Source organism: Nonomuraea sp. NPDC049421 (assembly GCF_040677005.1).
In the GTDB taxonomy this organism is placed as follows: domain Bacteria; phylum Actinomycetota; class Actinomycetes; order Streptosporangiales; family Streptosporangiaceae; genus Nonomuraea; species Nonomuraea salmonea.
Window position 1 is genome coordinate 196400 of sequence record NZ_JBFAQA010000004.1, and the last position, 13113, is coordinate 209512.

Below are 13113 nucleotides of genomic sequence, written 5' to 3' on the forward strand. Positions count from 1 at the left end.
CACGCTCAGGCGTGGCCGATCTCGTCGGCGAGCCGGTTGTTGCGGTCGATCTGCGCCGTGTGGGTCTCGGCCCACTCGCGGAGCACGGCGAGCGGGCCTTCAAGTGACAGTCCGAGATCGGTGAGCCGGTAGTGGACGGCGGGCGGCACGGTCGGCTCGACGCGGCGCTCGGCCAGCCCGTCGCGCACCAGGCTCTGCAGGGTGACCGAGAGCATCTTCTGCGAGATACTGGGGATGCGCCGCCGCAGTTCGGCGAACCGCAACTCGCCCGGCGCCGCCTCGGCCAGCACTTTCACCGACATCGAGGCCCACTTGGCGCCGACGCGGTCGAGCAGCCGCCGGGTCGGGCAGAGCGGGTCGAGCGGCGCGGCGTCGTGGCCCGCGTACGCGATCAGCGCGACCGCCGCGCCGCCTGCATCGAGCTGACCGAGCAGGGCAAGGAGATCGCGTACGCCGCCCACCGCAAGGTGACCGAGCACGTCGAAACCCTGATCGGGGACATCGCCCCCGACGACCGCGAACGTTTGGAGCACCTGGTATGGACCATCGTCGGCACCCCGGCACCGCGGTCATGACGGACGCCGACGTGGCCCGCACGGCGGCGCTGGCGGGCGCGGCGATCGCCCGCGACCTGTTCGGCGCCACGCACACCCACTTCGACAAGGGCGCCGGCGACTTCGCCACGGAGGCCGACGTGGCGGCGGAGCGAGCCATCATCGACACCATCCGCGCCGCCAGACCCGACGACGCCATAACGGGCGAGGAGAGCGGCCACACCGGCCCGGCGGCCTCCGACCGCACGTGGCTGGTCGATCCTCTGTGCGGCACCCTCAACTACGCCGCAGGCACGAGGCTGGTAGCGGTGAACGTCGCCCTGCGCACGGGTACGGACATCGCGGTGGCGGCCGTGGCGGACCCGTTCACCGACGAGGTCTTCTGGACCGACGGCACCACCGCGACCATGTCCCGGAACGACACGAAGGAACCACTCAAGCCGTCGGCGCACCCGCCCCTCGTGGACCTGAACCTCGACCCGCCGTTCCCGAACGCCCCCGCCTTCCGCGCCACCACCCTGCTCACCGACCCGGGCTTCAAGGAGCGGTTCCGCCCACGGGTCACCTCCACCACCCTGGCCCTGGCCTGGGTGGCGGCCGGCCGGCGAGCCGCGTACGTCACCGACGGCCACGTCCACGACAGCGTGCACTTCGCCGCCGGGATCGCGCTGTGCCGCGCCGCCGGCTGCGTGGTGACCGGCCTCGACGGCAACCCACCGGAGACGGGCACCGGCGGCCTCATCGCCGCCGCCGACCAGGACACCCACGCTGCCCTGCTGGCCCTCGCCGGGGTGAGAAGGGATCAGCGGTAGCCGATCAGGCCGTCCGGGGACGGCGGCCCTGTGCGGCAGGCGGGCGGCCGCCGCCTCCGTCCGGGGCAGGCACACCACCCGGTCAGCACCCATCACCACCCGGTGGAACTGCCCCTCGAGGACGGTGAGGTCGTCCGGCTCGACGCCCGCCACCAACCGGCGCAGCAGCGTCTGCGGAATGCGCATGCCCGGCGTTAGCTGATCGGGACCGTGAGGCGGTGGCGGGTGGGTACGGCGGGGGTGCGGCGTTCGCCGAGCAACGTCATGAGCTGGTCCATGGCGACCTCGCCCAGCTTCTCGCCGTCCACGTCGATCGACGGCACGTCGTGCAGGCCGAGGCTCTCCACGACCATGCCCTCCGAGCTGACCACCACGTCGGTGACGCCGCGCCGCATCAGCGCGAACATCAGGCCGAGGCCGATCGAGGTCGCGTACGGGACGACGGCGGTGGCGCGGGCGGCCACCACGGCCTCGGCGGTCGCCACGCCCGAGGCGAACGTCGAGGGGTAGGGGCCGAGCATGGTGAGCGTCGCGCCGCTCGCGGAGGCGGCGGCGCGGATGGCGGCCTGGCGCTGGCCGTCCTGCCAGGAGCCGGCGGGGCCGCCGATGTAGACGATGTGTTCGTGGCCCTTCTCGGCGAACCAGCCGATGAGCGCGCCGAACGCGGTGGCGGTGTCGGCGACCGTCGAGGGCATGCCGTCGATCTCCCGGTCGATGAGCACGGTCGGCTTGTACGACGCCGCCGCCCGCACGATCTCGTCCGTCCCCCGTGGCGCGGCGAACAGGAACCCGTCCACCTGGTGGGCGAGCTGCTCGACGGCGGCGAGCTGCGCGGTGTGCTCCAGCGAGTGCACCGCGATCGTCAGCTGCATCCCCGAGCCGGCGGCGCGCGCCTGGGCGCCGCCGATGATCGGTGTGAAGAACGTGTTGTCCAGGGTGGGCACCACGATGGCGACCACGCCGGTCCTGCCTCTGGCGAGCTGGGTGGCGGCCCGGTTGGGGACGAATCCGAGCTGCTCGGCCGCCGCGCGCACGCGGGCCACGGTCTCGGGGGCGGCCAGGTCGGGCCGGCCCAGAGCGCGGGAGGCCGTCGCCTTGGACACCCCCGCCAGTACGGCCACGTCCGCCAGTGTCGGCACTGATCCTCCTTGAGCGGTAACACGGAATTAACGCGGCGGTTTGTGCGCGAGGCCGCTCGTAATCTATGGTCAGGCTCATGCAACCGGTTCCACAACCGGTTCCAGACCACAGCGTACGCCACGGAGAAAGGACGCCGACATCTCACGCAAATCGGCCCTCCTGCTGGCGCCAGGGCTCGTCCTTCTCCTCGCGGGTTTCCTCGTCCCCTCGGCCGCGATGCTCTTCGCGCCCCCGGACGTCTCGACCAGTGAGATCTTCGCGCGCCTGGGCGAGATGCTCAAGGACCCCTACGACCTCGAGGTCATCGGGCGCACCGTCGGGCTGGCCCTGATCGTCACCGTCATCTGCGTCGTCCTCGGGTTTCCCATCGCCTACTGGCTGGCCCGCTCGCCGTCCCGGTGGAGCGGCGTGCTGCTGGCGGTGGCGATCTTCCCGCTGATGCTGAGCAACGTGGTGCGCACGTTCGGCTGGCTGGTGATCCTCGGCTCCAAGGGGGCGCTCGGGCAGCTGCTCGTCACGCTCGGCCTCGTGGACGTGGCGCCGCAACTGCTCTACACCAAGCTCGCGATCGTGCTGGGCCTGACCCAGCTGTTCCTGCCACTGGCGATCATCTCGTGCTACTCGGCGGTCGCCCAGGTCGATCCCGGCCTGGACGACGCCTCGCGCGGGCTCGGCGCGAGCCGCATCCGTACGCTGTGGAGCGTCGTCATCCCGCTGACCATGCCGGGGATCGTGGTGGCCGCCACCCTGGTCTTCGCCGGGGCCGTCACCGCCTACACGACGCCGTACCTGCTGGGCGGGTCGAGCCAGCGCATGCTGTCCACGCAGCTGTTCACGTACGCGAGCACCACCGTCGACTGGGCCTCGGCCTCGGCGACGGCGCTCATCATGACGGTGCTGGTCTTCCTGGTCTCCGGGCTGTCCTCGCTGATGGGACGGAAGGGGGCCACCTCGTGAAGCGGCCGATCACGGCGGCGCTCGCGGTCGTCGGCTACATCATCATGATCGTGCCGATCATCTTCGTGGTGGCCACCGCCTTCACCAGCGGCAGCGTGCTGCGTTTCCCGCCCGAGGGGTTCTCGCTGCGCTGGTTCGGCGAGGCGCTCGGCTACGAGCCGTTCATGGAGGCGGCGCTGTCGAGCCTGGAGCTGGCGCTGCTGGCCACCGTGCTCGCGCTGCTGGTCGGCGTGCCCGTGACGCTGGCCATCCATCGGGGCAACCTGCCGGGCAAGGGGCTGGTCGAGGGGTTGTTCCTGTCGCCGCTCATCGTGCCCGAGCTGGTGGTGGGGCTCGCGCTGTTCCAGCAGCTGATGATCGGCCTCGACCTCGACAACTTCAGCACGCTGCTGGTGGGGCACACGGCGCTGATGCTGCCGTACGCGGTGCGGGTGACCGGCGCGTCGCTGGCGCTGGCCGATCCCGCGCTGGAGGAGGCCGCCCGCGGGCTCGGCGCCTCGCCGCTGCGCGCGTTCTTCAACGTGACGCTTCCGCTGCTGCGCCCGGGGATCTTCTCGGCCGGGCTGCTCAGCGTGGTCACCTCGTTCAACAACGTGCCGCTGTCGCTGCTGCTGCAGGGACGCGACTTCAGGACGCTGCCGGTGACGATGCTGGACTACGTGCAGCAGTCCTACGACCCGATGGTGGCCGCCGCCTCCACCCTCATCCTGGCCGCCACCGTGGTCATCGCGATGGTCGCCGAGCGCACGGTCGGGTTCGCCAAGATCTTCGGAGGGATCAACCAATGACCGCCGCCGCCGAGCTGATCGCCGTCACCAAGTCGTTCGGCGCCTTCACCGCCGTGGACGCGATCGACCTGGCCGTGCCGGCCGGCAAGCTGACGACGCTGCTGGGGCCGAGCGGCTGCGGCAAGACCACCACGCTGCGGATGGTCGCCGGCTACGCCGAGCCGACGTCGGGGACGATCCGCATCGACGGCGTGGACAGCACGCGCACGCCGCCGGAGAAGCGCGACCTCGGCATGGTCTTCCAGTCGTACGCGCTGTTCCCGCACATGACGGTGGCCGACAACGTCGGCTACGGGCTCAAGCTGCGCAAGGTGCCGGGCGCCGAGCGCAGGGCGCGGGTCATGGAGACGCTGGAGCTGGTCGGCCTCGGGCACCTGGCGGACCGCAAGCCGAAGAAGCTGTCCGGCGGCCAGCAGCAGCGGGTGGCGCTGGCCAGGGCGATCGCGATCAGGCCCAAGCTGCTGCTGCTCGACGAGCCGCTGTCGAACCTCGACGCCCGCCTGCGCATCCAGATGCGGGCCGAGATCCGGCGCATCCAGGCCGAGACCGAGCTGACGGTCATCCTCGTCACCCACGACCAGGACGAGGCGCTGGAGATGTCCGACGAAATGGTCATCATGAACGAGGGCCGGATCGTGCAGCAGGGCTCGCCGCAGCAGGTCTTCCCGCGCCCCGCCGACCGCTTCGTGGCCGAGTTCCTCGGCTACGAGAACTTCCTCACCGCCGCCGACGGCACCCCCATGACGATCAGGCCCGAGCACCTGCGCCTGGCCCACGAAGGCGAAGGGCTCGGCGCGACGGTGGCCGACGTGGCCTTCCGCGGCGTCGATCTGCTGGTCTCGCTCGACGTGGTGGACCCGTCGGGCGCGACCGTCAGGCTGCTCGCCGACGTGCGCGGCGGCGCCGCCCCCGCTCCAGGATCGAGCGTCTCGGTGATCACGCCGGACGACCGGCTGGTCCCCCTCCCCCGCTGAAAGAAGGAACACCCATGCCCACGCGCCGTGCCGTACTGGCCGTTGCCCTGACGCTGCTCGCCGCGGCCGGATGCTCGGGGTCGAGCTCCGGCGACGAGCAGGCCGCGCAGAACACCCTCGTGGTCAGCACCTTCCCCTTCGGGGTGAAGGAGTTCGAGCAGGCGGTCGTCGACCCGTTCACCAAGAAGACCGGGATCAAGGTCGAGCTGGACACCGGCTCCAACGCCGACCGGCTGTCGAAGCTGAAGCTCGCCAAGGGCGAGCCGGAGGCGGACGTGGTGCTGATCTCCGACTACTTCGCCGCGCTCGGCCAGAAGGACGGCCTGTTCGACAAGGTCGACGTGCCGGCGATGAAGGAGCTGGCGCCGTTCGCGACCGAGGGCGCCTACGACGGCCCCGCCTACACCCACCAGCTGAACGGCGTCATCTACAACACCGACAAGCTGACCAAGGAGCAGGCGGCCGACTGGCAGCTGTTCGGGAACGCCGCGTACCAGAAGAAGGTGGCGTTGCCCGACATCTCGGTGACCGCGGGGCAGCTCATGATCTCGGGCGTGGGTGAGGCGTACGGCAAGGGGCCGTACGACATCGACGCCTCGCTGCGCACGCTGGCCGGCTGGGCGCCGAACGTGCTGCAGTTCTACAGCTCCACCACCGAGGTCACGAACCTGCTGTCGCAGGGCGAGATCGTCGCGGCGGACGCGCTGAGCGGGTTCGCGACCCAGCTCGTCACCTCGGGCGAGCCGATCGCCTGGACGGCTCCCGCGAAGGGCCGCTACATGGCCACGAACAGGGCGATGATCCCCAAGGGCGCACGCAACCAGGACGGCGCGAAGAAGTTCATCGACTACCTGCTGTCGGCGGAGGCGCAGAGCGCCACGGCGAAGATCGTCGGTGACCTGCCGGTGAACCCGAAGGCCGACATCCCGCCGGACATCGCCAAGGTGACCGGCGAGGCGGCCAAGGACCCGGTGGCCGCCGGGTACGAGACGCTCGACCCGGCCCAGCTCGTGCACACCCGCGACGCCTGGGTCAAGCGCTTCACCCGCGAGGTGGCCGGCAAGTGAACCTCGCAGCGCTGCCCAAGGTCGATCTGCACTGCCACCTCATCGGCACGGTGCGCGCCTCGACCTTCGCCGAGCTGGCCCGGCGGGAGAAGCTCGACCTGCCGGACACACCGGAACGCATCTACGCCGACGTCAACTCGCTGCCGCCGGACCCCGCGCTCTATCTGAACACCAGGGTGCCGGTGCCGCAGGGCAGGGGCGCGGACGAGCCGGAGGTGTCGTACTCGCTGTTCCAGGTGTCGTCGTGGGTGCTGCAGGTGCTGCGGGACGCCGACGATCTGACCAGGATCACGTACGAGGCGTTCGAGGCGGCCCACCGCACGAGCGCGACCCGGCACCTGGAGTTGTCCTTCGACGCACTGACCGAGCAGCAGGAGAAGCTCGGCTACGCGAGCGTGGTGGAGGCGTACGCCGAGGGCATCAGGATGGCCGAGCGCGACTTCGGCATGACCGGCCGGCTCATCGCGGCGGTGGACCGGAGCAAGACCGGTGACGAGGCGCTGGCCTGGGTGCGCACGGTGGTGGACCACCCGCACGACTACGTGGCCGGGATCGGGCTGGACAACCTGGAGACGGCGGGGCCGCCCGAGCGGTTCGCGGCCGCGTTCCGGCTGGCGGGTGAGGCGGGGCTGCGGCGTACCGCGCACTCCTCCGAGCACGCGCCCGTCGCCGTCAACACGATCACCTGCCTGGACGTGCTCGGCTGCGACCGGATCGACCACGGGTACTTCGTCCTGGAGGACGACGAGGTGGTGTCCAGGGTCAGGGACGAGCAGGTTCCGTTCACCGTCATCTCGACGACGTCGCGGCGCTCGTGGCGGCCGTGGCGGCGGGCCTCGATCGCGGCAATGATCGAGGCCGGGCTGAACGTCATCCCCGCCTCCGACGACCCCGGCATGTTCCCGACGTCGCTGACGCAGGAGTACCGGATCCTGTCCGACGACCTCGGCGTGCCGGACGAGCGGCTGAAGGCGATGGCGCTGGCCGGGGTGGACGCGTGCTGGCTGCCCGAGCCGGAGAAGGCCGCGCTGCGCCGGCGTATGGAGAGCGAGCTGGCCGCCGCCGGTTGATCAGGGCCGGTACGGGCGCACGCGCGGCCACCATCCCGGCACGGCCGCGCGGTAGCGCTCGTAGTCGGCGCCGAAACTGCGCCGAAGCTTGGGCTCCTCGTAGAACCGGACGAAGAGCACGGCCGGGACCGCCATGACGGCCGCGTACACCAGCAGCCAGCCGTTGCCGAACACCATGGCCTGGCCGATGACGGCGGCGAACAGCCCGAGGTACATGGGGTTGCGCACGTAGCGGTACAGGCCGCCCACGACCAGGCGGTCCGGCGGCGCGGCGGGGATCGGTGTGCCGAAGCCCTCGATCACGAACCGGACGAACGCCTGAGCCAGGATGACGAGCCCGGCCGCTAAGAGCAGCGCCCCCACGGCCCTGAGCGGCACCATCGCCCAGGCCGGGAAGGGCTCGTGCAGTTGCCAGCGGGAGACCCACCAGGGACCTGCCACGGCGACGAGGCCGGGGCCGACGGCGAAGAACGCCGTGCTCACTGTTGCTGCCGTCGTTCTGTGCATCGTTGCCTCCGATCAATTCATCATGTGATGAGTTTAGGTCGGGGGCGGCGGCCGGTCAACGCTCTCGGCCCTGAACTGGCCCCGGGCAGGGCGAGGCACGGGTTGCCGTGTCCTCGCCCTGAGGATTTCGGGGCGTCACGGTCTCCACTGCTCCGCCGGTGACACACCGGGAAGCGGCTTGCCGATGAGGGCCAGGGGGAGGAAGAAGCAGACCTGGCCGATGGCCATGATGAGGGTGGCGAGCGCCTTGTCGTCGTACTGCTCGCAGGCTCGGGCGTACAGCTCGTCAGGGACGCGTTCGCCGGACGGGTTCGGGGTGAGCACGGATTCGACGAGTTCCAGCGCGATGCGTTCGGCGTCGGTGAAGTAGGGCGCGTCCTGCCAGGAGGCCACGGCGGCGATGCTCTCTTCGGTGGCGCCGGCCTTGCGGAGGTTGCCGGTGTGCAGGACGGTCAGGTACGTGTTGCCGGCAATCTGGCCCGCGCGCAGCTGCATGAGGCTGATGGTGGTCTGCGGGATGGTGCCGTTGCCGGTTGCCTTGTACAGGGCGCCGCCGATGTCCTTGAGTTCGGGGACGAGCACGGCGGGGTTGGGCAGGCGCGACTCGATGGTGGTCATGGTGGGTGTTCCCTTCGGGAGTCTCAACTGGTGGATCGCTGCTTTGACGGATCGTGTGCGGCGAAGGTGACCGGTTGGGGCGGTCGATTTCAGCCGGGCGTGTTGCCGAGGGCCTGCGGTGTGGGCCCAGCGTCCCGGTTGGCGGGCCGAGGGCGCCAGCGAGCTGGGCGGGCAGGAGCGCGAGCAGGGGGTTCTGGTCGGGGGTGAGCAGGCTGAACCAGCCCATCGCCGCGGCGGCCACCGCCATCCCATCGCGAGGACGGCCCGGGTGGAGGTGCGGGCCTGCGAACGGGGTCCGATGCCGCGCTCGCGGCTGCCGGGTGTCAGGGTGGAGGATCCGGCGAGGACCACGAGTGCGACGGCGGGGAAGGTGTCGGCGAGCAGGGACAGCGCGGCCGGAGCGACGATCGCGGCGCCGGCGCCCTGCAGCACCCGGGCGGCGATCAGCACACGACGGTGCCGTCCATCACCGTCAGCAGTTGCGCGGCGGCGATCACCAGCAGGGCCAGGCCGCTTCTTCTATCGGGAACACTCATCACCAGGCTCCTCAGGCGGCGATGGCGGCGATGGCGGCGATGGCGGCGCGGTGGACGGCTGCGGCGAGCCGGTCGTGCTCGGGGTAGGACCAGGCGAAGCCGAATCGGCGGCGCGTGTAGCCGAACGCGATGCCACTGACCGGGTCGGCGAAGGACTCCGAGCCCGCCGAGCCGTCGTGGCCGAACGCGTTGGCGCTGAGGAACGTGTACCGCAGGCCCTTGGCCTGGAAGCCGAGCGCGTAGTTGCCCTGGGCGCCGCGGACCAGATCCGAGCCGGACGAGTGAAGCTGGGCGAACTCGGCGACGGTGTCCGGTTTGAGGAGCGGGGGGCGTCCGTCGAGGCCCGAGACGGCCGCCGCGTACAGGCCGGCCAAGCCGCGTGCGCTGCCCACCCCGCCGGCTGAGGCCGGGCCGTTGGCGCGGACGGCGCGGGTGTTGGCGAAGGCGACCTGGTCCAGCGGCGGCGTGCTGTTGAGCCCGTAGCCGATGCCGAGGATGCTGTGCGGGCCGGGCAGGTTCGACCAGAACGCGGCCTCCTGTTCCGGTGTGGCGGTCCACCACTGGATGGGCCGGAACCGCTGCTCCTCGGCCGCGGGCAGCCCCAGGAAGAGGTCCAGCCCGTACGGGATCCGGATGCGCTCGTCGTAGAGCTGCTGGAGCGAGTGGCCGGTCACCCGCCGGATCACCTCGTTCACGATGGCGAACGTGACGAACCCGCCGTAGCCGTAGGCCGAACCGGGCCGCCAGTACGGCCGCTGCCCGGCGAGACGGGAGGCGATCACCGCGTCGTCGGCCAGTTCGGCCGCCGACAGCCCGCCGTCGATCCCGATGACGCCGGAGCGGTGTGTGAGCACGTCCCGCAGCGTGATCGTGTCCTTGCCTGCGGCGGCGAACTCCGGCCAGTGCCGGGCCACCGGCTCGTCCAGGTCGAGAACGCCCTCCTGCACCAGCAGCGCCGTCACCAGCGTGGCGGCGCCCTTGGTGGAGGAGTAGACGGCGGTCAGCGTGTCACCGCCGGCCTCGTCCCCGCTCCACAGGTCCACCACCCGCCGGCCGCGGACGTAGGCGGTGAGCTGCGCGCCCGCCTGGCCGTCCTGCTCGGCCACCGTCGCGGTGAACTCCTCGCGCACCGGCTCGAAGCCGTCCGCGACCGTTCCGTAGACATTCATCCTGCTCATCGTTCGGCAACCCTTCGTCAGGAGTGTTGGGCACCGGCATGACGCATGGTCCGCGGGAAAGGTGACCGGGTGCGTACGCGGTCACCTTTCCTTGATTTGATGCGTCAGCGCTTTGACGTGACTGAGATGGGAGGAAGACGACCGTGACGCCGCATGACTTTCTGGCCGACCAGTTCCAGGGGCACCGTCCCCATCTGAAGGCGGTTGCCTACCGCATGCTCGGCTCGCTGAGCGAGGCCGAGGACGCGGTCCAGGAGGCATGGCTGCGCCTGGCGCGCTCGGACTCGGGCGACATCGACAATCTCGGTGGCTGGCTGACCACCGTGGTCGGCCGGGTGTGCCTGGACATGCTGCGTGCCCGTAAGTCCCGGCGGGAGGAGTCGCTGGAGGAGCGCCTGCCCGATCCGGTGGTCAGCCTCGCGGATGCCGCCGACCCGGAGCAGGAGGTGCTGCTGGCGGATTCGGTGGGCCTGGCGCTGCTGGTCGTGCTGGAGTCCCTGACCCCGGCCGAACGGCTGGCGTTCGTGCTCCATGACATGTTCGGCCTGCCGTTCGAGCAGATCGCGCCCATCGTGGACCGCACGCCCGTGGCGGCCAAGAAGCTCGCCAGCCGCGCCCGTCAGCGCGTCCGCGGCGCGGCCCCGAACCCCGACCCCGATCCGGCCGATCAGCGCCGCGTGGTGGACGCGTTCCTGGCCGCCGCCCGCGGCGGCGACTTCGCCGCGCTGGTGTCCATTCTCGACCCCGACGTGGTGCTGCGCGGCGACGGCGGGACGCTCGCCGGCGGCATGAAGGTGCTGCGCGGTGTCGCGGCGGTGGCCGGGCAGCTCGCCACCTTCCAGCGCATGGCCACCAGCGCCACCGCCCACCCGGCGCTGGTCAATGGTCTCGCCGGCCTGGTCAACACCATTGACGGACGGCTCATCTCCGTCATGAGCTTCACCGTCTCCGACGGCAAGATCTCCACCATCGACATCCTGTCCGACCCCGACCGGCTGGCCCGGCTCGACCTCACCAACCTGGAGCTGTGAAACCCGGCCCGCGCCGGGACGGCCTCGTCGCCGAAAGTCCCGGGTGGCGGGCCCTCGTGCCGACGACGACTGAGCATCCGCCACGCGCCGCGGTCGATGTGACAGGGCAGATGGATCATCGGTCACACTGGCGTTCCCCAGCTCAACCCGCCCCACGGGCTCGAGCACCGCCGCAGCCATCGAGCGCTTCCTGGAGTCCCGCACCGCGGCCACCACCCGCGCCGGCTACGCCGGGACCCTCACCCACCTCACCGCGATCACTGGCGCAGGGCCACCAGCCCCGGCTGCTCGTACGCGGCAGCACGGGCCCCGCCCCCGGCTGAGCGTCAGGAGCGCACCAGCCTGGCGATCGCGTCCGAGGCCTCCTTGACCTTGGCGTCGGCCTCGGGGCCGCCCTTCTGCGCGGCCTCGGCGACGCAGTGGGCCAGGTGCTCCTCCAGCAGCGACAGCGAGAACGCCTTCAGCGCGCTGGTCGCCGCCGACACCTGGGTGAGGATGTCGATGCAGTATTGGTCGTCCTCCACCATGCGCTGCAGCCCGCGGATCTGCCCCTCGACGCGGCGCAGCCGCATGGCGTGGTCCTGCTTGTTGGCGCTGTATCCGGCCATGTCACGCCTCCCCTCGCTCCTGCGCAACACCATACCCCTGTACCGTATTCCGGGTCGCCGCTGAACCGGACGGCGCCGCGCCTGCGTACCTCGTCGTGACGACGGAGGAGGCGCACACGTGAGGGTACGGGCGGCGGCGGTGTCAGCGGTGGTCTGCACGATGGCCCTGGCCTTACCCGGCCCCGCCATGGCCGACCCGTCACCGGCCCAGGCCAGGGCCAGGCTGGTCAAGCTCAACGAGAAGGCCGACCAGCTCGTCGAGCGCTACAACCGGGCGAGCGAGGCGTACAAGACGGCCCGTGACCGTTACCGCGCGCTCGACGCGGAGGCGGCGGCGGACGACGCGCGGGCCGAGGAGCTGCGCGCGGAGCTGGCCGACCTGGCCGCGCGCGACTACCAGCTCGGCTCGCCGCTGAGCTGGCAGCGCTTCGTCGGCAGCGGCGACCCCGAGGCCGTGCTCGGCGGCATGGCGGCGCTGGAGCAGCTCGCCCGCGACCGCGCCGCCCGGCTGCGCGCCTTCGAGTCGGCCACCGCGCGGCTGCGTCAGAAGCGCGACCGGGCCAAGGCCGTGCTGGCCGAGGCCGACGAGGCCCGCGACGAGGTACGCCGCGAACAGGCCCAGGTCGACAAGCTGGTGGACCAGCAGACCGCGCTGCTGCGGCGGCTGGGGGCGTTCAAGACGGGCGATCCGCAGAGCACCGGCAAGACGTACACCGGGCCGGCGTCGGGGAACGCGCGGCGGGCGCTGGAGTTCGCGTTCGCGCAGATCGGCAAGCCCTACCGGTACGGCGGCACCGGGCCCGGCTCGTGGGACTGCTCCGGGCTCGTGCAGGCGGCCTGGCGGGCGGCAGGGGTGAAGCTGCCGCGCACCACGTACACGCAGTGGAGCTGGGGCGCCGCGCGGCGGGTCCCCGTGACGGCGGCGCAGCCCGGCGACCTGCTGTTCAGCAGGGGTCTCGGGCACATGGGCATGTACGTGGGCGACGGCAAGATGGTCCACGCCCCGCAGACCGGCGACGTCGTCAAGATCGTCACCCTCGACGGCTACTGGCGTAACCGCCTGATCGGCGCCGTACGGCCCTGACCTCCGGCGCTGTGATTTCTGCGCATTTTCCGGTCGCGCTCGGGTACCGCGTGCTAGTGATCTGTAAGCGCCCGCCACACCGGCGAGGCCACCGGCCGCCCATCCCCCGCGGCGGCCGTGCACCGCGATGACGCGGTCATCTTGTCCTCCCACACCGAAGGTTGTGAGCATCATCGAGACGCACCACGG

At 71.2% G+C, this 13113-nt stretch carries 14 protein-coding genes; 8 read left to right on the forward strand and 6 right to left on the reverse strand.

The annotated features are described in order from the left end of the window. Positions 1-5: 5 nt before the first annotated feature. The gene (locus AB0K18_RS09125) at positions 6-479 is read right to left on the reverse strand and encodes a helix-turn-helix domain-containing protein (protein ID WP_364912093.1); all 474 of its coding nucleotides are present in this window, start codon (positions 477-479) and stop codon (positions 6-8) included. A 59-nt stretch (positions 480-538) separates the two neighbouring features. Between AB0K18_RS09125 and AB0K18_RS09130 the strand changes: the two genes are divergently transcribed. Then, positions 539-1366 carry an inositol monophosphatase family protein gene (locus AB0K18_RS09130; RefSeq protein ID WP_364912095.1) on the forward strand — a complete coding sequence of 276 codons (828 nt, stop codon included), beginning with the start codon at positions 539-541 and terminating at the stop codon, positions 1364-1366. Between the two features lie 194 nt (positions 1367-1560). Here the strand turns inward: AB0K18_RS09130 and AB0K18_RS09135 are convergent, their stop codons facing one another. Continuing rightward, positions 1561-2505, reverse strand: coding sequence for a LacI family DNA-binding transcriptional regulator (locus tag AB0K18_RS09135; RefSeq protein ID WP_364912098.1), 945 nt, complete (start codon positions 2503-2505; stop codon positions 1561-1563). A gap of 217 nt (positions 2506-2722) precedes the next feature. Here AB0K18_RS09135 and AB0K18_RS09140 point away from each other — a divergent pair, with 217 nt between their 5' ends. The 5 genes from AB0K18_RS09140 to AB0K18_RS09160 are packed head-to-tail and all read left to right on the forward strand — an operon-like array spanning position 2723 to position 7362. Next, entirely contained in the window at positions 2723-3463 is a 741-nt protein-coding gene (locus AB0K18_RS09140; RefSeq protein WP_345407605.1) for an ABC transporter permease, read from the forward strand. Next, the gene (locus tag AB0K18_RS09145) at positions 3460-4251 is read left to right on the forward strand and encodes an ABC transporter permease (protein ID WP_364912101.1); all 792 of its coding nucleotides are present in this window, start codon (positions 3460-3462) and stop codon (positions 4249-4251) included. The genes AB0K18_RS09140 and AB0K18_RS09145 overlap by 4 nt, the downstream gene beginning before the upstream one ends. Next, positions 4248-5225, forward strand: a complete 978-nt coding sequence (locus AB0K18_RS09150; protein WP_364912103.1) for an ABC transporter ATP-binding protein — start codon at positions 4248-4250, stop codon at positions 5223-5225. The genes AB0K18_RS09145 and AB0K18_RS09150 overlap by 4 nt, the downstream gene beginning before the upstream one ends. 14 nt (positions 5226-5239) lie before the next feature. Beyond that, positions 5240-6292, forward strand: coding sequence for an ABC transporter substrate-binding protein (locus AB0K18_RS09155; RefSeq protein WP_364912106.1), 1053 nt, complete (start codon positions 5240-5242; stop codon positions 6290-6292). Beyond that, on the forward strand, positions 6289-7362 hold the full coding sequence (locus AB0K18_RS09160) for a hypothetical protein (RefSeq protein ID WP_364912108.1): 1074 nt from the start codon (positions 6289-6291) through the stop codon (positions 7360-7362). Before AB0K18_RS09155 ends, AB0K18_RS09160 begins: the two co-directional genes overlap by 4 nt. On the opposite strand, the gene AB0K18_RS09165 is transcribed toward AB0K18_RS09160, so the two are convergent. The 3 genes from AB0K18_RS09165 to AB0K18_RS09175 form a co-directional block, all read right to left on the reverse strand. Beyond that, positions 7363-7869: an isoprenylcysteine carboxylmethyltransferase family protein gene (locus AB0K18_RS09165; RefSeq protein WP_364912111.1), complete on the reverse strand. Its 507-nt coding sequence runs from the start codon at positions 7867-7869 to the stop codon at positions 7363-7365. 135 nt (positions 7870-8004) lie between these two features. Beyond that, positions 8005-8487, reverse strand: a complete 483-nt coding sequence (locus AB0K18_RS09170) for a carboxymuconolactone decarboxylase family protein (RefSeq protein WP_364912114.1) — start codon at positions 8485-8487, stop codon at positions 8005-8007. A gap of 547 nt (positions 8488-9034) precedes the next feature. Further along, a complete protein-coding gene (locus AB0K18_RS09175; RefSeq protein WP_364912117.1) occupies positions 9035-10201 on the reverse strand; it encodes a serine hydrolase domain-containing protein in 1167 nt (388 codons plus the stop codon). 143 nt (positions 10202-10344) lie between these two features. Here AB0K18_RS09175 and sigJ point away from each other — a divergent pair, with 143 nt between their 5' ends. Next, positions 10345-11232, forward strand: a complete 888-nt coding sequence (gene sigJ / locus AB0K18_RS09180; RefSeq protein ID WP_364912119.1) for an RNA polymerase sigma factor SigJ — start codon at positions 10345-10347, stop codon at positions 11230-11232. Between the two features lie 326 nt (positions 11233-11558). On the opposite strand, the gene AB0K18_RS09185 is transcribed toward sigJ, so the two are convergent. Next, a complete protein-coding gene (locus AB0K18_RS09185; RefSeq protein ID WP_345407621.1) occupies positions 11559-11840 on the reverse strand; it encodes a metal-sensitive transcriptional regulator in 282 nt (93 codons plus the stop codon). Positions 11841-11958: 118 nt separating this feature from the next. On the opposite strand from AB0K18_RS09185, the gene AB0K18_RS09190 reads away from it, so the two are divergent. Beyond that, entirely contained in the window at positions 11959-12924 is a 966-nt protein-coding gene (locus tag AB0K18_RS09190; protein WP_364912122.1) for a C40 family peptidase, read from the forward strand. Positions 12925-13113: the final 189 nt, after the last annotated feature.

What these genes read in the sequence shown, in the direction of transcription:
- AB0K18_RS09140 (WP_345407605.1), top strand. Translation starts at nt 2,723, where the DNA reads ATGCTCTTCGCGCCCCCGGACGTCTCGACCAGTGAGATCTTCGCGCGC.
- AB0K18_RS09155 (WP_364912106.1), top strand. Translation starts at nt 5,240, where the DNA reads ATGCCCACGCGCCGTGCCGTACTGGCCGTTGCCCTGACGCTGCTCGCC.
- AB0K18_RS09185 (WP_345407621.1), bottom strand. Translation starts at nt 11,840, where the DNA reads ATGGCCGGATACAGCGCCAACAAGCAGGACCACGCCATGCGGCTGCGC.
- AB0K18_RS09165 (WP_364912111.1), bottom strand. Translation starts at nt 7,869, where the DNA reads ATGCACAGAACGACGGCAGCAACAGTGAGCACGGCGTTCTTCGCCGTC.
- AB0K18_RS09130 (WP_364912095.1), top strand. Translation starts at nt 539, where the DNA reads ATGGACCATCGTCGGCACCCCGGCACCGCGGTCATGACGGACGCCGAC.
- AB0K18_RS09170 (WP_364912114.1), bottom strand. Translation starts at nt 8,487, where the DNA reads ATGACCACCATCGAGTCGCGCCTGCCCAACCCCGCCGTGCTCGTCCCC.
- AB0K18_RS09150 (WP_364912103.1), top strand. Translation starts at nt 4,248, where the DNA reads ATGACCGCCGCCGCCGAGCTGATCGCCGTCACCAAGTCGTTCGGCGCC.
- AB0K18_RS09175 (WP_364912117.1), bottom strand. Translation starts at nt 10,201, where the DNA reads ATGAGCAGGATGAATGTCTACGGAACGGTCGCGGACGGCTTCGAGCCG.